Origin of the sequence: Streptomyces sp. NPDC056486 (genome assembly GCF_042795295.1) — a bacterium.
Taxonomy (GTDB): Bacteria; Actinomycetota; Actinomycetes; order Streptomycetales; family Streptomycetaceae; genus Streptomyces.
The window spans coordinates 1-18,804 of the sequence record NZ_JBHTSF010000165.1; the positions used below are offsets into that span (position 1 = coordinate 1).

General features: G+C 70.8%; 15 protein-coding genes. 6 read left to right on the plus strand and 9 right to left on the minus strand.

Annotated elements, in window-relative coordinates; genetic code table 11:
• Positions 1 to 65: 65 nt before the first annotated feature.
• The 9 genes from ACFQ7F_RS38390 to ACFQ7F_RS38430 form a co-directional block, all read right to left on the minus strand.
• Positions 66 to 1,010 (minus strand): sirohydrochlorin chelatase, encoded by a 945-nt coding sequence (locus tag ACFQ7F_RS38390; protein ID WP_383281487.1) that lies wholly within the window; start codon positions 1,008 to 1,010, stop codon positions 66 to 68.
• A gap of 140 nt (positions 1,011 to 1,150) precedes the next feature.
• A complete protein-coding gene (locus tag ACFQ7F_RS38395; RefSeq protein ID WP_383281490.1) occupies positions 1,151 to 2,140 on the minus strand; it encodes an N-acetylglucosamine kinase in 990 nt (329 codons plus the stop codon).
• Positions 2,137 to 2,814 (minus strand): uracil-DNA glycosylase, encoded by a 678-nt coding sequence (locus ACFQ7F_RS38400; RefSeq protein WP_383281493.1) that lies wholly within the window; start codon positions 2,812 to 2,814, stop codon positions 2,137 to 2,139. The genes ACFQ7F_RS38395 and ACFQ7F_RS38400 overlap by 4 nt, the downstream gene beginning before the upstream one ends.
• A gap of 33 nt (positions 2,815 to 2,847) precedes the next feature.
• The gene (locus ACFQ7F_RS38405; RefSeq protein WP_383281496.1) at positions 2,848 to 3,939 is read right to left on the minus strand and encodes a WD40/YVTN/BNR-like repeat-containing protein; all 1,092 of its coding nucleotides are present in this window, start codon (positions 3,937 to 3,939) and stop codon (positions 2,848 to 2,850) included.
• A 132-nt stretch (positions 3,940 to 4,071) separates the two neighbouring features.
• A complete protein-coding gene (mmuM, locus tag ACFQ7F_RS38410; protein ID WP_383281499.1) occupies positions 4,072 to 4,992 on the minus strand; it encodes a homocysteine S-methyltransferase in 921 nt (306 codons plus the stop codon).
• Entirely contained in the window at positions 4,989 to 7,052 is a 2,064-nt protein-coding gene (locus tag ACFQ7F_RS38415; protein ID WP_383281501.1) for a dipeptide ABC transporter ATP-binding protein, read from the minus strand. The genes mmuM and ACFQ7F_RS38415 overlap by 4 nt, the downstream gene beginning before the upstream one ends.
• A gap of 15 nt (positions 7,053 to 7,067) precedes the next feature.
• Positions 7,068 to 7,988: an ABC transporter permease gene (locus tag ACFQ7F_RS38420; RefSeq protein WP_383281504.1), complete on the minus strand. Its 921-nt coding sequence runs from the start codon at positions 7,986 to 7,988 to the stop codon at positions 7,068 to 7,070.
• Positions 7,985 to 8,935, minus strand: coding sequence for an ABC transporter permease (locus ACFQ7F_RS38425; RefSeq protein WP_383281507.1), 951 nt, complete (start codon positions 8,933 to 8,935; stop codon positions 7,985 to 7,987). The genes ACFQ7F_RS38420 and ACFQ7F_RS38425 overlap by 4 nt, the downstream gene beginning before the upstream one ends.
• Positions 8,932 to 10,809, minus strand: a complete 1,878-nt coding sequence (locus ACFQ7F_RS38430) for a peptide ABC transporter substrate-binding protein (RefSeq protein ID WP_383281510.1) — start codon at positions 10,807 to 10,809, stop codon at positions 8,932 to 8,934. Before ACFQ7F_RS38430 ends, ACFQ7F_RS38425 begins: the two co-directional genes overlap by 4 nt.
• A 169-nt stretch (positions 10,810 to 10,978) precedes the next feature.
• On the opposite strand from ACFQ7F_RS38430, the gene ACFQ7F_RS38435 reads away from it, so the two are divergent.
• From ACFQ7F_RS38435 to ACFQ7F_RS38460, 6 genes are all read left to right on the plus strand, one after another.
• Positions 10,979 to 12,196: an ROK family protein gene (locus ACFQ7F_RS38435; RefSeq protein ID WP_383281512.1), complete on the plus strand. Its 1,218-nt coding sequence runs from the start codon at positions 10,979 to 10,981 to the stop codon at positions 12,194 to 12,196.
• Positions 12,193 to 13,758 (plus strand): M81 family metallopeptidase, encoded by a 1,566-nt coding sequence (locus ACFQ7F_RS38440; protein ID WP_383281515.1) that lies wholly within the window; start codon positions 12,193 to 12,195, stop codon positions 13,756 to 13,758. The genes ACFQ7F_RS38435 and ACFQ7F_RS38440 overlap by 4 nt, the downstream gene beginning before the upstream one ends.
• A 78-nt stretch (positions 13,759 to 13,836) precedes the next feature.
• A complete protein-coding gene (locus tag ACFQ7F_RS38445) occupies positions 13,837 to 14,667 on the plus strand; it encodes a transporter substrate-binding domain-containing protein (protein ID WP_383281518.1) in 831 nt (276 codons plus the stop codon).
• An 81-nt stretch (positions 14,668 to 14,748) separates the two neighbouring features.
• Entirely contained in the window at positions 14,749 to 16,260 is a 1,512-nt protein-coding gene (locus tag ACFQ7F_RS38450) for a hypothetical protein (protein ID WP_383281521.1), read from the plus strand.
• 40 nt (positions 16,261 to 16,300) lie between these two features.
• A complete protein-coding gene (locus ACFQ7F_RS38455; RefSeq protein WP_383281523.1) occupies positions 16,301 to 17,365 on the plus strand; it encodes a caspase domain-containing protein in 1,065 nt (354 codons plus the stop codon).
• Positions 17,349 to 18,770: a hypothetical protein gene (locus tag ACFQ7F_RS38460; protein ID WP_383281526.1), complete on the plus strand. Its 1,422-nt coding sequence runs from the start codon at positions 17,349 to 17,351 to the stop codon at positions 18,768 to 18,770. Before ACFQ7F_RS38455 ends, ACFQ7F_RS38460 begins: the two co-directional genes overlap by 17 nt.
• Positions 18,771 to 18,804 lie beyond the last annotated feature (34 nt).

Genomic DNA, 18,804 nt, shown 5'->3' on the forward strand with positions numbered 1-18,804 from the left:
CGCCCCCTGCATCAGGGGGCGGGCCCATCGGCGTAACGGCATCAGGTCTGCCAGGCGCGGTGCGGTCAGTGGACCGGCGCGCCCGACGGCTGCTGCGGGGCGATCCCGAGCGCCGTCGCGTACTTGGCGAGGGCGAGCTTGCCGATCGCCGGGTAGGCGCCGAGCGACTCGGCGATCGAGCAGCCCGCCTCCTTGGCGGCGGCTTCGAGAAGGCTGTCGTCGATCTCGGGACCGATCAGGTACGGGGCGAGCGCCAGCTGCGTGGAGCCGGAGCCGCGCAGCTGCTCCGCCATGTCCGCGATGGCACCCTCCTGGTCGAGAGCGGCAGCCATCACCGGCACCGCGAGGCGGGCCGCGAGCAGCATGCCGGTGATCCCGGCGGCCTGCACGGCCTCCTCGCCGCCGACCGTGGCGAGGACGATGCCGTCCGCCGCGGTGGCCACCGTGAACAGGCGTGCGCGGTCGGCGCGGGCGAGCCCGGCCTCCGACAGACGCACGTGCAGCCCCTCGGCGAGCAGCGGGTGCGGGCCGAGGACGTCCGTCAGCTCGGCGGGGGCGCGGCTGTCCATCACGGCCTGCCGCACGCGCCGCATCAGCGCGCTGTCGGGGCCCGCGAGGAGCGGCACCACGACGGCGACGGGGCCGTCGGGCTCGGTGGCGTCCGACCCCGCGGCGCGCGCCTGCTCATAGCGCGCGGTGCGCTCGGTGGCGGCGTGCGCGAGCACGGACTGCAGCGAGGGGAACTCGGGGAACGAGCTGGTCGTCGCGTCCTCGGTCCCGTCGAGGTAGCCGATGCGGGCGTCGAGGCCTGGCAGCTCGGAGCGGGCGATGCTCACGACCTCTTCGGCGAGGCTGCGTGTGGCGGTGCTGGGTACGCCCGGTACGGCGAGAACGAGCGCGGGCGCGTTCTCGGGAGCCGCCACGGGCTCCGGGCGGCGGTGCCGCCCGGGCTGGCGGGGTCGCGGCATTCGTACGGGCAGGCCTGATGCGGGCCCGGTGGGGGAGCTCATGGCCCCGCATGCTACTGGTCTCTGGGGCTTCACTGTTCGGGGAGGGTACAGGTGGGCGGTATAAGTCCACTTTTGTCTTATGAGTTACGTGGACGTCAACTGTCACATGACGGAGTGGTCATCCGGGGTGGTCAATTGTCTTACTCGGTGTGCACGGTGAGCATGCGCGGATCGAGCGGCAGACGCAGCCTGTTCATGGTGATATCGGCGGCTATGCGCACGGCGCCGTCCAGTGGGTCTCCCGCGGCCTGGACCAGCCTTACGTGCCGCAGGCGGTCCTCGAGTTCCGTCCGCACCGGGTGAAGCAGCGCGTCGCCCATCTTGAAAAGACCTCCGGTCAGGGCGACCTCGGGCCGCTCGCCCCGGCTCACGGCGTCGGACGCCGGGCATACGGCGGCCGTGGCTTCGGCGATGTGCCGGGCGGCGTCCCGCAGGATCGCATCGGCCACAAGGTCGTCAGGAGCACAGCGCGCCACTTCGGGCGCGAACGAGGCGAGCATCGCGGGCCGGTCCGTACGGGGATAGAGCTGTCCCGGCAGTCCCGACACCGGGCCGAACAGTTCCTCGGCCCTCGCGAGCAGCGTCTTGGAACCGTGGCGCCTGCCGTCGAAAGCCCGCATCGCCGCTTCGAGTCCCGCGCGGCCGATCCACGAGCCGCCGCCGCAGTCGCCGAGCAGATGCCCCCAGCCGTCGGCGCGGTGCCAGGCGGTCAGGTCCGTGCCGATCGCGATCATGCCCGTACCCGCGGCGACGACCGCGCCGGGACGGTCGCCGAGCGCGCCCGCGTACGCGGTGACGCCGTCCGCGGCGAGCGCCGAGCGCCGTACGCCCAGGGCCTTTCGGAGCGCGGAGGGCAGCTCCGCGCGCAGGTCGTCGCCGAGGCTCGCCATGCCCGTGGCCCCGACGGCCACGGAGGTGATCCGCCCTCCGCCCGCCTGTTCGAGCAACTCCCGCGCCATCGGGACCAGTTGCTCCAGGAAGTGTTCGGCGTCGATGCCGAACGCACCAGTGCGCACCGGCTCCTTCGAGCTCGCCGGGGCAGAGCGGGCGAGGCCGTCGGGCGTGTCTATGGCGACCCGCATCCCGGAGCCGCCCGAGTCGACCCCGAGGACCCACGAGGTGTCCGTCACGGAAGCCGCCAGTCCACCGGCTGACCGCCCTGCTGGACAAGGAGGTCATTGGCCCGGCTGAAGGGGCGCGAGCCGAAGAAGCCGCGGTCCGCCGACATGGGCGAGGGGTGCGACGACTCGACCGAAGGCAGCGGGCCGAGCAGCGGACGCAGGTTGCGGGCGTCGCGCCCCCACAGGATGGACACGAGGGGTCTCCCACGTGCGGCGAGCGCCTTGATGGCCTGCTCGGTGACCTCCTCCCACCCCTTGCCCCGGTGCGCCGCGGGACGCCCCGGAGCCGTGGTGAGCGCCTTGTTGAGCAGCAGGACGCCCTGCTGGGTCCAGGGCGTCAGGTCGCCGTTCGACGGCTGCGGGACACCCAGGTCGGAACCCATCTCGCGGTAGATGTTGATGAGGCTGCCGGGCAGCGGGCGCACCTCGGGCGCGACCGAGAACGACAGACCCACCGCGTGCCCCGGGGTCGGATAGGGGTCCTGGCCGACGATCAGCACCCGCACCTCGTCGAACGGCTGCTGGAACGCGCGCAGGACGTTCGGCCCGGACGGGAGGTAGGTGCGTCCCGCGGCGATCTCCGCGCGCAGGAAGTCGCCCATCTCGGTGATCTTCCCGGCGACGGGTTCGAGGGCCTTCGCCCAGCCCGCTTCGACGATTTCATGCAAGGGTCGTGATGCCACGGCGTCACCCTACTGCCGTAACGGGGGCGTCGATCAACCGATGGCCGCCGCCCTGACGCACAGTACGTCGGGCAGGTGGGACGCCAACTCCCGCCAGCTGTCCCCGTCGTCAGCCGACGCGTACACCTCGCCGTTGCGATTGCCGAAGTAGATGCCCGCCGGGTCCTGGTCGTCGCTGCACATCGCGTCGCGCAGCACCGTGCCGTAGTGGTCGCCGTCCGGGAGGCCCGCGCTGAGCGGCTCCCAGCTCTTGCCCGCGTCGGACGTGCGGTAGACCCGACATCGGTGGTCGGCGGGGACGCGGTCCATGTCGGCGTTGATCGGGAAGACGTAGGCGGTGTCCGCGCGGTGCGGGTGGGCGACGACGGAGAAGCCGAAGTCGGAGGGGAGGCCCTCGCCGATGTCCGTCCAGCGCGCGCCCGCGTCGTCGCTGCGGAACACGCCCCAGTGGTTCTGCAGATACAGCCGGTCCGGGTCACCGGCGTCCCTGGCGACCTTGTGCACGCACTGGCCGAACTCCGGGTCCGGGTCCGGCAGGAAGACCGCCGTGACGCCGCTGTTCGACGGGGCCCAGCTCTTGCCGCCGTCCAGGGTGCGGAAGACTCCGGCGGTGGAGACGGCGACGGTCACCGCGTCCGGGTCGCGCGGGTCGGTCAGGACGGTGTGCAGGCCCTCACCGCCGCCGCCCGGCACCCACTTGTCGCGCGTGGGGTGCTCCCAGAGGGGGCGCACGAGGTCGAAGGTCTCGCCGCGGTCCTGCGAGCGGTAGAGCGCGGCGGGCTCCGTGCCCGCGTAGACGACGTCGGGCTCGGCGGCCGCGGGATGCAGCTGCCAGACGCGTTCGAGGGAGGCGCCGGTGTCCTTGGGGAACTTGACGGCCGCCTTGGCCGGTTCCGTCCAGGTCCTGCCGAGGTCGTCGGAGTGGAAGACGGACGGGCCGTAGTGCGAGCTGTCGCCGCCCACCAGGAGCCGGGGCGCACTGCCACGGGTGTCGATGGCCACGGAGTAGATGGCCTGGGCGTTGAAATACGGACTTTCGTCGAACTGCCAGGTGCTCGCGCCGCCGCGCCTGCGGCCGATGAAGAGGCCCTTGCGCGTACCTACGGTCAGAATGATCTCGGCCATCGTGGCCACCTCCGGGACGTCGTTGTCTCAGGCATGGCTCAGTCTGCACCTCGGCACTGACAGTCACCCCTGGGCAGGGCGTTCCCGCAGGTCAGATCGGGTGTGGCGGAGGCGGCGCGTGCCCTCGGGGCCTCACCGGTGCCGACCGCTCCCTGACAGCTCCGCGGCCACCCGGGTGATCGTTTCCGGCCCCACCCGGCAGCACCCCCCGATCAGCCGCGCCCCCGCGTCGCGCCACCCCACGACCCGGCCCGCGGCGAAGTGGGCCGGACCCCGCCACGCCCTCGCGTCCGCGTCCCACGTCTCACCGCTGTTGGGGTAGACCACCACCGGCTTTCCCGTGATCCGCGCGGCAAGACGCACCGCCGCGTCCGCGTCCTTGGGGTCGCAGCAGTTGATGCCGACCGCGATGATCTCCTCGGCGTCGGCAGCCAGGGCGAAGGCCTCCGCCAGGGGCTGGCCCGCCCGCGTAAAGCCGCCGGAGACGGTGTACGAGAGCCAGGCGGGGACCCCGAGGCCCCGCACCGCCCGCAGCAGGGCCCGCGCCTCGTCCGTGTCCGGCACCGTCTCCAGGGCGAAGACGTCCGGTTGCGCGTCGGCAAGGACTTCGAGGCGCGGGCGGTGGAAGCGTTCGAGTTCGGCCACCGTCAGGCCGTACCGGCCCCGGTACTCGGAGCCGTCCGCGAGCATCGCCCCGTAAGGGCCCGCGGACGCGGCCACCCACACCTCGCGGCCCGAATCCGCTCCCGCCTCACGCGCCGACTCGACACTCAGGCGCAGCAGTTCAGCGGTGCTCACCGCGTCGATGCCGTGCTTCGCGAAGCCCTCGAACGTCGCCTGATAGCTCGCCGTGATGGCGATGTCCGCGCCCGCTTCGTAGTACGCGCGGTGCGCCGCCACGATGGCCCCCGGCTCGTCGGCGAGCAGCCTCGCCGACCACAGGGCGTCGCTCAGGTCGTGCCCGGCGGCCTCCAACTGATTGGAGAGGCCGCCGTCGAGCACGAGCGGGCGGCGGGTCAGGGCATCCGCGATTTTCACACTGCCGACTTTCACACGGCCGACGCTAGCCGAGGCGCGGCCAGGGGGAAGTGGCACGCGACCTGGTGTCCCGCACTGTTCGGGGTGGACACCGGCGGCTCCGTGATGGCGCACACCTCCTGGGCCATGGGGCACCGGGTGCGGAAGCGGCAGCCAGACGGGGGCTTCGCGGCCGACGGAGTCTCGCCCTCCAGGGGAGTGCGGTCCGAGCCGTCCGCCGCCTCGGGGTCCGGCAGATTGACCGTGTCGAGCAGCCCGCGCGTGTACGGGTGCAGCGGATGCGCGTACACCTGCGCGGCAGGACCCGACTCGACCAGCTTGCCCAGGTACATCACGCCGACCGTGTCCGCGAGGTGGCGTACCACCGCCAGGTCGTGCGAGATGAACAGATACGTCAGACCGCGTTCCCGCTGCAGCTCCCGCATCAGGTTCAGGATCTGCGCCTGTACGGAGACGTCGAGCGCGGAGACCGGCTCGTCCGCGACCACCAGATCGGGGGAGAGGGCCAACGCCCGTGCCAGGCCCAGGCGTTGACGCTGGCCACCGGAGAACTCGTGCGGGTAGCGGTGCACGGCGCCGCGCGGCAGACCGACCGCGTCCAGGAGTTCGGCGATCAGCTTCTCCTGGTCGGCGCGGCTGCCCACGCCCTGGATGACCAGTGGCTCCCGCAGAATTTCACCGACCCGCATCCGGGGGTCCATGGCGGCCGTGGAGTCCTGGAACATCAGCTGCACGCGCCGCCGGTGCGCCCGGCGCTCGGCCCGCGACATCTTCGCCGGATCGTGCCCGTCGAAGCGCACGAGCCCGGCCGTCGGATCCTCAAGGCCCGCGACGATCCGGCCGAGCGTGGTCTTGCCGCACCCGGACTCGCCGACCATGCCGAACGTCTCGCCCTTGCGGATCTCCAGGCTGACTCCGCCGACCGCGCTCACCGTGCCCCGGCTGCGAGAGAAGGCCCCGCCCTTGAGGGGGAAGTCCTTGACCAGGCTGTCGAGTTCGACGAGTACGTCACCGGGAGCGCGCGGTGCGGGCATGGCGGGCGGGATCACGACCTCCGCCTCCGTGGCGTTGTCCGGCACCGGATGGAAGCAGGCGAATCTGTGATCCCCGCCCCGCAGTTCGTCGTCGGCGAGCTGCGGCTCCTCGGCCCGGCACTCATCCGTCGCGAAGGTGCAGCGCGGTGCGAACCGGCACCCCGTCGACCGCACCGCCAGGTTCGGCGGAAGGCCCGGGATCGTGTGGAGCGCGGTGCCGCTGTCCGCGGCCCGCTCGGGAAGTGAGGCGAACAGCGCCTCGGTGTAGCGGTGCCGGGGTCTCGCGAACAGGCCGCGTACGTCCGACTGTTCGGCGACTTTGCCCGCGTACATCACCGCGACCCTGTCGACCCGGTTGGCGATGACTCCCAGGTCGTGCGTGACCAGGATCATCGCCATGCCGAGCCGCTCGCGCAGGCCGTCGATCAGCTCCAGGATCTGGTGCTGTGTCGTCACGTCGAGGGCGGTGGTCGGCTCGTCCGCGATGAGCAGCTTCGGCTCGCAGACCAGGGCCATGGCGATCGCCACGCGCTGACGCATGCCGCCCGACAGCTGGTGCGGATACGCCTTCATGCGCTCCGCGGGCTGCGGCATGCCGACCAGGCGCAGCATCTCCTCGGCCCGCGCCCACGCCTCTTTCCTGCTCAGCTCGGGGCGGTGCAGGACGAGCGGCTCGGCCACCTGCGCCCCGATCGTCATCGTCGGGTTCAGCGAGGTCAGCGGGTCCTGGAAGACCATGCCGATCGTGTTGCCCCGTACGTCCTGAAGGACCGGATCGGGGGCCGTGGCCAGGTCGCGGCCGTCGAACAGGACGCGTCCGCCGGTGATGTCACCGCCGGGCGGAAGCAGCCCCAGGACACTGAGCGCGGTCATCGTCTTGCCGCAGCCCGACTCGCCCACGATGCCCAGGGCCTCACCCGGGGCTAGTTCGAGACAGACGCCGTCGAGGGCGTGGACGGTGCGCTCGCGCGAGGCGATGTCGACGCGCAGATCTTCGATCTTGAGCAGGGGCTCAATGTTCTTGAGCAGTGGCTCGGTCATCTCGTCGGTTCTCCCTTACTTCTGCAGCCGTACTTCGAACGCGTCCCGCAGCCCGTCACCGATGAAGTTGAACGCGGCGACGACAAGGACGATCGCGATGCCCGGCGGGAAGATCAGCCACCAGTAGCCGTTCTGGGTGTAGGTGATGCCGGCCGAGAGCATCGAGCCCCAGTCGGCCGACGGAGGCGGGATGCTCAGGCCCAGGAAGGCCAGATAGCTGACGTAGAGGATGGCGTCGGCGATCTGGAAGGTGCAGTTGACGATGACCGTGCCGATCGCGTTCGGCACGATGTGCTTGAACACGGCACGCGCGCCGCCGCCGCCCATCATCCGCATCGCCTGCACGTACTCGCGGTCGCGCAGCGAGAGCGCCTCGCCGCGCACCAGGCGGGCGGGGGAGAGCCAGGCGACCGACGCGATGATGACGATGAGGACGCCCTTGCTGGGCGTGATGATCGCGGCGACCACGACGAGCAGGAACATCGCCGGGATCGCGAGCGCGGCGTCCGTGATCCGCATCATGGCCGCGTCCACCCAGCCGCCGAAGTACCCCGCGACCGCGCCGTACACGGTCCCGAAGAGCGTGGCGAGGAGGCCCGCTGCCAGGCCGATCTCCAGCGAGGTCTGCCCGGCGACCATCAGGCGGCCGACCATGTCGTAGCCGAGGTCGGTGGTGCCCAGGAGATGGCCGGAGCTTCCTGGCGCCAGGTTGGCCTGCGACAGGTCGGTGTGCACCTGCTCGGTCGAGTAGAGCAGCGGCCCGAGGTAGCTGAAGGCCAGGAGCAGGACCAGGACCACCACGCCGGTCAGGGCGAGCTTGTTGCCGGTGAAGACCTGGAGCGTGCGGCGGGCGAGTGAGGGCGTGGCCTGCGCCGCCGCCTCGTTCCCCGGAGACGGGGCTGCCCCGGGGCTGACAGGTGCGGTCGCGGTACTCATGCCACGCTCCGGATCCGGGGGTCGAGGACGGCGTACAGGATGTCGGTGATCAGTGAGCCGATGACGGTGGCGACGCCGACGACGAGCGTCACGCCGAGCAGGACCGGGAAGTCTGAGCCCTGCGCCGCGTTCCAGAACAGCAGCCCCATGCCGGGGTAGTTGAACATCGACTCGACGACGAGCGCGCCGCTGAAGAGCGTCGGCAGATAGAGGCCGAGCAGCGTCGCCAGGGGGATCAGGGCGTTGCGCAGGACGTGGCGGACCATGATCCGGCGGCTCGACTGGCCCTTGGCCATCGCCGTCCGGACGTATTCCTCGGTGAGGTTGTCCAGGACCGCCGAGCGCATGTAGCGGCTGAACATCGCCACGATGCCGAAGGCCATGGTGACGACCGGAAGGACCAACCCCGTGAAGTCGCCCAGGAGTTCACCGACGCTCTCGCCCTGCGGCGCTTCCGCCGGGAGGATCGGCATCACCTGCGCGAACAGGATGATCATGATGAGGCCGAGGAAGAACACGGGCGTCGCGTAGAGCAGGAAGGCGAGCCCCGTCAGCGCGTAGTCCGAGGCCTTGCCGCGCCGCACGGCCTGCAGCAGGCCGAGCGGGACGGCGATGACGACCGCGAGCGCGGTGGAGAGCACCGTCAGGAGCAGGGTCTTCGGCAGCCGCTGTTTGAGCAGGTCGAAGACGGGCGAGTTGAGCTTGAAGGACTCGCCGAGGTCGCCGGTGAAGAGCCGCTTCAGGTACATCAGGTACTGCTGGGGCAGTGAACGGTCGTATCCCTGCTGGTGGTTGAAGTGCTCGATCTGCTGCGGTGTGCCCTTCGGGCCGAGGATGGCGCGCGCGGGGCCGCCGGGCAGCATGTGCAGCAGCGTGAAGACGATGATCGATACCAGGAACAGCACGACGAGCGCCTGAAGGAAGCGCTTGACCAGAAAGCCGGTCACTTGTCGGCTCCCTTCTTCTTGACGTAGTACCAGTCCTGCGGTGCGAAGGTGACGGTCGGGTTCTGACCGATGCCCCGCAAGTCGTTGCGGATCACCGAGACTTGGTAGGCCGGGTTGGGCATCCACATCACCGGCAGCTGCTCGGCGAGGTATTCGCCGTACGCGTGCATCGCCTTCATGTCGGGCGAGTACTGCACGGCGCGAATGATCCGGTCGGCCTTCTTGTCGCTGTAATTGCCGAAGTTGGCGGAGGCGTCGGTGGAGAAGAGCTGCTCACCGCTGGGGTTGAGCGGGTAGTACCAGCTGCCCGCCGTCCCGAAGAACGACATGTCCCAGTCGCAGCCGGGGTCCTTCGTCTTGCAGGGCACGGAGTTGCCGAGCACCGAGTTCAGCGGCTGCTGGCGCACGGAGAGGTCGATCCCGGCCTTGGAGAGCGACGACTTGAGCTCCTGCATCATGTTCGTCGTCTCGGTGGATCCTGACTGGGAGAGCAGGGTGAGTTCGAGCGGGGTGTTCTTCGCGATGCCCTTGCCGCACGCGTCGGCGCCCGTTCCCGGGCGTACGCAGCGTGCCGTGCCGTCGACCGTCTTCCAGCCGTGCGCGGTGAGGAGCCGCTGAGCCTTCCGCACGTCGAAGGGGTACTGGTTCTTCTCCATGGCGTCGGACAGGTACTGGCTCTTCGGCGTCACCGGCACCGGGCCGAGCGTCGATGTCGCGCTGCCCTGCCAGATGACGTCGCTCATCGCCTTCTGGTCGACGAGGTGCTGCATCGCCTGCCTGATGTAGAGCTGGTCCATCATCGGGCCCGCGTGCGTGGAGTTGAAGTTGTAGACGATGTACGTCGCCGCCCAGCCCTCCCACGGATCGACGCGGTAGCCCTTCTCCTCGAACTTCTCCTTCTGCGCCATCACCGACGGCGGGATGTAGCCGTAGTCGACGCCTCCCGAACGCAGCACGTTGTACTCGGAGTCGGCCGTCGTGAAGGGCTTGAAGACGACCTTGTCGAGGTGCGGGCGCTGCGACTTCGGACCGGTGTACTTCTCGTTCGGCACGATGGTGACCTGGCCGCTGTCGCGCCAGCCCGCCAGCTTCCACGGGCCGTTGACCGTCTTCCACAGCGGGTCGGAGCCGTACGAGCCAAGGCTCTTGGCGTGCCGCGTGAGCCGCGCGAAGACGGTCTTGGCGCCTGTCTTCGTACGGTCCCAGTCGCCGACCTCACCGCCGTCGGTCCTGGCGTCCCAGGCGTGCTGGGGCAGGGCCCGCATCAGGGTGAGCTGGTTGGCGGTGAACCAGTCCGGGTTGTACGCGCGGCTCAGGTGCAGGCGCACGGTGTGGTCGTCGACCGTCTCGAAGCGCTTGACGTTGTCGGGCATCGTGCCGACCGAGTAGTTGCCCCAGCTCGCCTTGTTGGCCTTGACGAGGTTGAACCAGAACTCGATGTCGCGTGCGGTGACCGGCTTCCCGTCGGACCACTTCACGCCCTCGCGCAGCGGCACCGTCACGGTCTTGTTGCCGTCGCTGAACTTCGGCTCGCCGCCGAGCGTGCTCGGGCCGTGCGTGGTCAGCTCGCTCGCGCCCTTGTCCTGCACGGCGTCGTACACGGGCATGAAGAGCAGGGACTGGATTCCGTAGTTGTACGAGGCGCCGTAGCCGGGCGCGCCGATAGGGAAGATCCAGTTCGGTGTCGCGGCGGGCGGAAGCGCCATCGTGGCGGTGCCGCCCTCGACCGGAGTGCCGCCGGTGGGGCCCATGTCGACGCGGCCGCCCTCCTGCGTGCAGCCGGTGACCGCAGTGAGGGCGAGCGCGGCGACGGATGCCGCCGCGGCTATGAGAGCGCGGCGCCGCGCGCGGGGACGTGATCGCCTTGAGCGCATGGCGAAGGGCCTCCAAGGATGCGAGAGCCGGACCGTGCCGGAGATCGACGGGCGGCGCCTGAACGCTAGATCTGGCGACAAAATCAAGTCAAGAGCTTCGTTCGGCAAGAAGTCATAAAGTCGGGAGGGTCTGGCCAACTTGCTTTGATGAGACTTAGTGTTCTTCCCGATGTCGAACGAACTGATCGAAGCAACTGGGGGCGGCATGGCCGGAACACCGCACGGCGAACCGGGCTCGGCGCAGCACATCCTGCAGCTGGTCTCCTCGGGCGCCGCCTCCTCCCGTGCCGATCTCGTACGGGAACTGGGGCTCGCCCCCTCCACCGTTTCGCTGCGCGTGCAGGAACTCGTCACCGCCGGCGTACTCACCGAATCCGGCGAGGGCGCATCGCGCGGTGGCCGCCGCCCCCGGCTGCTCCGCGTGCACACGCAGGGCGGCGTCGCCCTCGCCGCCGACCTCGGCAGCCACCACGCGCGCATCGGCGTCGTCGATCTCGCCGGCACGGTCCTTGATGCCGTCGACCTGCCGCACGACATCACCGCGGGGCCCGAGTCCGCCGTCGACTGGCTCTGTGGTCAGGTCGCCGAACTGGGCGCCCGCCAGCGCGAGGCGGGCCGCACCGTCCGCGCCATCGGCGTCGCCTTCCCCGGCCCCGTGCAGCCCGCCCAGGGTCGCGTCCTGAGCCCGTCCCGCATGCCCGGCTGGCACCGCTACCCGCTGCGGGACGTCCTCGCGGAGCGCCTCGGCATCCCCGTCACCGTCGACAACGACGCCACGATGATGGCCGTCGGCGAACACCGCACCGCGCGCCCCGGACTCGACCACATGGTCGTCGTCAAGGCGGGCCGGGGCATCGGCAGCGGCGTCATCGTGGCGGGCCGCCCGCACGACGGCGCCAACGGCTCGGCCGGCGACATCAGTCACGTACGCGTCGATGCGGCGGGCGACCGCCCGTGCAGCTGCGGCAACATCGGCTGCCTGGAGACCGTGGCGAGCGGCGCCGCCCTCGTCCGTGAACTCGCCCTGCAGGGCGTCGACGTGGCCGACACCACCGAACTCCTGCGGCTCGTCTCCGACGGCGACCCGCAGGCCACCACCCTGGTCCGCACGGCGGGGCGGCACATCGGCACGGTCCTGTCCGTCGTCGTGAACTTCTTCAACCCGCAGGCCGTCGCCCTCGGCGGCGTCCTCGCCACCGCCGAACCGCTCGTCGCCGCCGTGCGCGGAGTCCTCTACGAGCGCTGCCTGCCCCTGGCCACCGCGGACCTGGAGATCACCACCACCGTGACGGGCCGCGACGCGGGCCTCCTCGGCGCCGGACTCACCGCCCTGCGCCAGAACCTCCCGACCCCACCGGCTCCCCAGGAAGAGAGCGCCCCCGCATGACCACGAACCAGCGTCGCCTCCGCATCGGCATCGGCGGCATCGGCATCGAGTCCTCCACCTTCTGCCCGCACCGCTCCACCACGGACGACTTCCGCCAGACCCGCGGCCAGGACCTCCTGGACCGCTACACCTGGACCCGCCCGGAATCGGACCTCGCGTACACGGTCGAGTGGGTGCCTCTCCTGCACGCGACCTCGCTGCCCGGCGGCCCGGTGGAGGCGGAGTCGTACCTGACCCTCAAGGACGAACTGGTCACGCGCATACGGGAAGCGGGCCCCCTGGACGGCCTCGTCTACGACATCCACGGCGCGATGAGCGTCATCGGCCTGACCGACGCCGAAGCCGACCTGACCGAAGCGGTCCGCGCCGCCCTCGACGCGGTGGGCACCCCCGACGGCGGCCGCCCGATGATGTCGACCGCCATGGACCTGCACGGCAACGTCTCACGCCGGTTCGCCGAGCCCATCGACCTGCTCACCGCCCACCGCCTGGCCCCGCACGAGGACGCCTGGGAGACCCGCGAGCGTGCCGCGCGCAATCTCGTACGCTGCCTGCGCGAGGGCACCCGGCCGCACCGCGCCTGGGTGCAGGTGCCGGTGCTCCTGCCCGGCGAGAAGACCAGCACCCGCCTGGAGCCCGCCAAGTCGCTCTACGCCTCGCTCGCCGACATCGAGAAGCTGCCCGGCATCCTCGACGCCGCGATGTGGGTCGGCTACGCGTGGGCGGACGAGCCGCGCTGCAAGGCCGCGATCGTCGTCACCGGGGACGATGCCGAACTGGCCGCCGCCGAGGCCGAGAAGCTCGCCCGTCGCTACTGGGACGCGCGCCGCGACTTCGTCTTCGTCGGGCCCACGGGCGGCGCCGAGGAGTGCATCGAGAAGGCGGTCGCCTCGGACAAGCGGCCCTTCCTGATCAGCGACTCCGGCGACAACCCCACGGCGGGCGGCGCCGGTGACCTGGCGTACATGCTCGGCAAGCTCCTGGAGAACGACGCGATCCGCTCCGGGCAGGTCACCGCGGTCCACCCCGGCATCACCGACCCGGTCGCCGTCGCCCGCTGCTTCGAGGCCGGAGTCGGCGCCGATGTCACCCTGAGCGTCGGCGGAAAGGTCGACGCGAACCACGGCGGCCCCCACGAACTCACCGGCACCGTCGTGGCGTTGCAGCGCGCGGCCGAGCAGAAGGACCGGGCGGAGGGCGGCGCGTACGACCGCGGTGTCGACATGGCGGCCGTGCGGACCGGCGGTGTGACGGTGATCCTGGTCGAGCGCCGCAAGCCCTTCCACACCCTCGCGGACTTCATGGGTCCGGCGGACGGCGGCCTCGGCATCGACCCGCGCACCTTCGACCTGGTGGTCGTCAAAATCGGCTACCTGGAGCCAGAGCTCTATGACATGGCCGCCGACTGGCTCCTCGCCCTCACCCCGGGCGGCGTCGACCAGGACCTGCTGCGGCTCGGCCACCACCGCGTGGAGCGTCCGCTGTACCCGTTCGACGAGGACGCGTACGACACCGACCGGGGCCCCGGCCTGACCGCGGTTCAACTGGTGCCGCTCGCCTGATGAGAAGGGGCTTCACCTGCCCTGACGGTTCTGCGAAGGTGATCCCTTCGAGCCGCGAACCCGTCCGGAGGAGCCCCCGTGAAGCGCGCCGCCACCCTGTCCGCCCTGGTCTGTCTGCTCGCTCTCACGGCTGCCGCGCCCGCGTCGCCCGACGCCGGGCGCGGCAAGGACCGCCACCACGGCAGCCTCCTGGACTCCGTGCCGAAGTCGGGCGTCCTCAAGGTGTGCACGACGGGCGACTACCGCCCGTTCACCCACCTCGACCCCGCCGACAAGACGTACAGCGGCGTGGACATCAAGATGGCCGATGACCTGGCGAAGAGCCTGGATGCCAAACCCTCGTACGTGGCCACGACCTGGGCGAACCTGACCAAGGACGTCGCGGCGGGCCGCTGCGACATCGCGGTCGGCGGCGTCTCCATCACCCTGCCGCGCGCCCGCCAGGTCTACTTCAGCGAGCCGACCCGCGAGGACGGCAAGACGCCGATCGTGCGCTGCGCCGAAAAGGAGAAGTTCGGCGACGGCACGCTCAAGGACATCGACAAGCCGGGCACCACAGTCATCGTGAACCCCGGCGGCACGAACGAGCAGTTCGCGCGCGCCAACATCAAGCAGGCCACGATCAAGCAGCACCCCGAGAACACCACGATCTTCCAGGAGATCATCGAGGGCCGCGCGGACGTGATGATGACGGACGCGAGCGAGACCCGATACCAGGCCAAGATCCACCCCGAACTCTGCTCGCTGCACCCCGAGAAGCCCTTCACCTTCTCCGAGAAGGCCTACGCCCTGCCGCGCGGGGACGAAGAGTTCAAGGAGTACGTCGACCAGTTCACGCATCTGGCGACGCACGACGGGACATACGCGGGGTACGAGGCCGAGTGGATGGGCGCCCCCTCGGGTTCCTAGTCCTCGTGGCCTTTCCGGTCAGGGGTTATCCCTGAGCCGGCCCCCGATGTCGGGGCGGCCGGGCCGCCCTACCTTCTGGGCATGGCTTCCTTCCGTGATCGGTGCATCCACAGCCGGCAGGGTGGTCGGCTCGCCTCGACCACCACCGCCGACATCGACGGGCTCGTGGCCGGGCTCAGGGACCGGCCGCGCGTCGTGCTGCACTTCCACGGTGGGCTCATCGACGACATGCTGGGCTTCGCCACCGCGGAGCGGCTCGCGCCCGTGTACGAGGCGGCGGGCGTCGACCCCGTCTTCTTCGTGTGGAGCAGCGGGCTGCTCGAGACCCTGCGGGGCAACCTGCCGCAGATCCTGAACGAGAGCGTCTTCCGTACGCTGCTCAACAGGGTCACCCGGTACGCCACCGGCGCCGTGTTCCAGCAACCGGGGCAGCGCGGGGCGGGTCTCATGGCCACCCCCACACCGAGGTCCGTGACAGCCGAACTCGCCCAGGTGCGTCAGGAACAGGAGCCCTACGCGCGGATGGTCGCGCCGCAGGACGTGCCGCCGCTGAGCGAGTCCGAGCAGAAGCAGATCGCCGCCGAGCTCTCGGCGGACGCCGAACTCGCCGAGCGCACCCGGGAGATCGTGAACTCCGTGGCGCCCCCGGACACACCGCAGACAAACGAGCCGGCCGCCGCGGCGCGAGAGGTCATCGGGGGGCGTGCCGCGGCGGTCACCCTGATGTCACCGGATGTCGTGGCCGACCTCGCGGCCAGGGCGGGCACGGGGGAACGTGCCCTGGTGAGCACCGCGTTGATGGTGCGCAAGACCGTGCGGGTCGTCGCCGCCGTCGTAGGACGCTTCCGGCAGCGCAACGACCACGGGCTCTATCCGACGGTCATCGAGGAGATCCTCCGCGAGTTCTACCTCGCCAATGTGGGCGCCGCGATCTGGGACGCGATGAAGCGGCAGACCCTGGACACCTTCGCCGCCGCGGACGACGAGGTCCGCGCCGGGCGGTACTTCCTCGACCGGTTCGCCGAGCTGCTCGCCACCGGCACCCGACCCGAGGTGACCGTGGTCGGCCACAGCGCGGGCGCCGTGTTCATCGGCAACCTGCTCGACGACCTCGCGCGCAGGCGCGCCGCGGTCGACGACCCCGTTCCCGCCGACTTCCGGCTGCGGGACGTGGTGCTCCTCGCGCCCGCCTGTACGGTGGCGCAGCTCGCGCCCGTGATCCGCCGCCAGGCCGAACTCTTCGACCGGTTCCGGATGTTCACCATGACCGACCCCGCGGAGCGGGCCGACCACCTCGTGCCGTTCCTGTACCCGAGGTCGCTCCTCTACTTCATCTCCGGAGTCCTTGAGCGCGGGCCCTCCCGGCAGTCCGCCGTCATGCCGGTCGCGGGAATGCAGCACTGGTTCCTCGACGCCGCCGCCGTGGGGCCCGACTCGGACGACCTGCGCGGCTTCCTGCGCGCCGACTCCGCACGCACCGTGTGGTCGCCCGGTGACGGCGGCCCGGGCCTGCGCTCGGGGGCGCGCAGCCACGTGGCCTTCGACCACGACCCGGACGTGCTCGCGAGCGTGGCCACCATGCTCGCCGACTGACCGCGACCGACTGATCGCGACCGACGGGGGAGAGAGACCGATGAACGACCTGCACTACGCCGTGGTCGTCGGTATCAACCGATACCCGGCCATCGGTGACCTACAGGGAGCCCGGCGTGATGCGACGCGGTTCCGCGACTGGCTCGTCGACCCGCACGGCGGGGGTGTGCCCGAAGCCAACGTGGGGCTGGTGACCGCCTCCGACGAGGACGAGCTCATCGCGGACTTCATGTCCGCCACACCGACCCGCGAGAACGTCAACCAAGCGCTCTACCGCGCGAATCTCGCGGTCAGGCGGGCGGTGGAGAGCAAGCCCGAGGAGGAGCGGCACGCCGCGCGGCAGCGGACCCGGCTCTACCTCTTCCTCGCGGGACACGGATTCCGGCTGAGCGACACCAACACCGCGCTCCTGATGGCCAACGCGGCGATCGACCTGCTCGGCAACCACGTCGCCGTACGCCCGTACCTGGACTGGTACGAGTCGGCGGCTCCCTTCCGGGAAATCGTCTGCTTCGCCGACTGCTGCCGCACCGGCAGCAGCGTCGGCGCCCTGTCCTTCGGGCCGCCCTTCACCGCCGCCGAGACACGCGAGGAGGTCGACTGCTTCATCGGGTACGCCACATCGAGCGGCGACCCCGCCTACGAGGAGCAGAACGCACAGCCCGACCTCGCGCGCGGGCACTTCACGACCGCACTCCTCGACGGGCTGAGCGGGGGCGGCGCCACACCCAAGGGCGTGATCACTTCCGACAGCCTCGCCGACTACGTCGTACGGCACGTGGAGGACCGCACCCGTACGCTGCTGGTCCCGCAGCAGCCCCGGTTCATCAAGGGCAACGATCCGATGATCTTCGCGAGAGGCCTCGGAGCGGAGACGTACCCGGTCAGGCTCTGCTTCCCGGACGGGTTCCGCGGCTGGGTCCAGCTGCGCGGCGGCGACCCCGGCGAGCCGCCGCTGCGGCTGTACGCCGAGGAGGAGGAGAGCGTCGAGAAGCTCGCGCCCGGTCTGTACCGCGTGACACCGGAGAGCTGGACCGCGCCCGACTTCCAGAACGGTGGATTCTTCGAGGTAATGACAGGCGGTGGGAATGGTGTCCAGCTCTGAAGACCGGCGGCGTTCGGAAGGGGCCGCCGCGGACCGCGTGCCGTTCGTCGTCATACCGGACACCCCGTCGGTCCTCGTGACCGTCACCGACTCCGCGTTCCGCGAGGTGGCCCACGCGATGGGCACCATCGACACCGTGCTGCCCGCCGGTATCTACCGCATCGAGCAGCGGTTCGGCGGAGAGGTGGAGAGCCGGTTCGTCGAGGTCGGCCCCGAGCCGTTCACCGAGCGGCTCGCGCTGCCCCATATGCCCACGGCCACTCCCGTCGAGGGCACCCCCACGACCCGTGAGGACCATCGCGCGGCGGCGGTGCGCTGGAGCACCCGGACGACGTACGGGGAGGGCTCACCGACCCTGATGGTGCTGGTCCGCAATCTGCGCAGGGGCTGGCAACTCGACCCGTACGCGCTGGAGATCGCCGACATGGACGGCCGGCCCGTGGACGGCGGGGCCCGCGGGTGGGAGCCGTCGGGCGGCGAGGAATGGTCGGCCTGGAGCCACGAACTGCCCCCCGGCGGCTACCGGTTGCGGACGCGCAGGATGCCGGCCGACGGGCTGCCCCTCGCACAGGCGCTGCACGTCCTCGAAGGCTGGACCACCCTGGTGTTCGTGAGCAACGGCCCCCACGGCCCCCAACCGCAGTTCGCATCGGTCCAGATGGTGCGCCGCGGCGTCGGCTGGACGCCTGCGGACCGCGCGCTCGATCTGGCCCTGGAGGCCGCGCTCTCCGGGCTGCGGCAGGGGATCGATCTCGTGTCGACCCGGCACCTGCTCGAACTCGTCCGGTCCGGGAACGACAACCCGTTCCTCGGCATCGTCGGCGCCCACGCGCTGCTGCTGCATCCCGATCCCGATCTGGGGCAGATCGGCTGTGTCCTGCGGAACCTCGTCCACCACGCTCCCGCCCAGCCGGACATCGCAGCGCTGTGCACCCTGATCGGCGAACCGGTGGGGCCTGTCACGGCGCCGCCCATGCTCGCGGCCTCCTGCCGTCTCCTGGTCCGGGCCGACACCGCAGAGCCGGGCCTTCTGGCGGACGGCTCGCCGGCCGAGAGCGTGGCCGGGCACCTCGTCGGGCGCGGTGTGTGGACGACCTGGCTGGAGCAGGAGCGGCTGCCCGAGGCCGGTGCGCGGGGCGCCGTGCCGCGCGACGGCCTCGCCCCCGCGGCGCCGGGGGACGCCACGGGGGCAGGGCGGTCCCGGGCTCTTGACCCGGTCGACCGGGTTCAGCGCTATGTGTGGGAGGTCGCGAGCGTCGAGGGCAAGAGCGTCGACGATGTGCTGAGCAGCATGGAACCGAAGGATCTGTGCCGCAGGACCGGCATGCCGCACAAGGCGGTCGACAAAGCCATCGAGGAGCTCAAGAGCCCGCAGGACGAGCCCGGGCGCCCGCAGGGGGAATGACCGGGCGGACCGCGACGGCCGGGAGGCGGTGCCT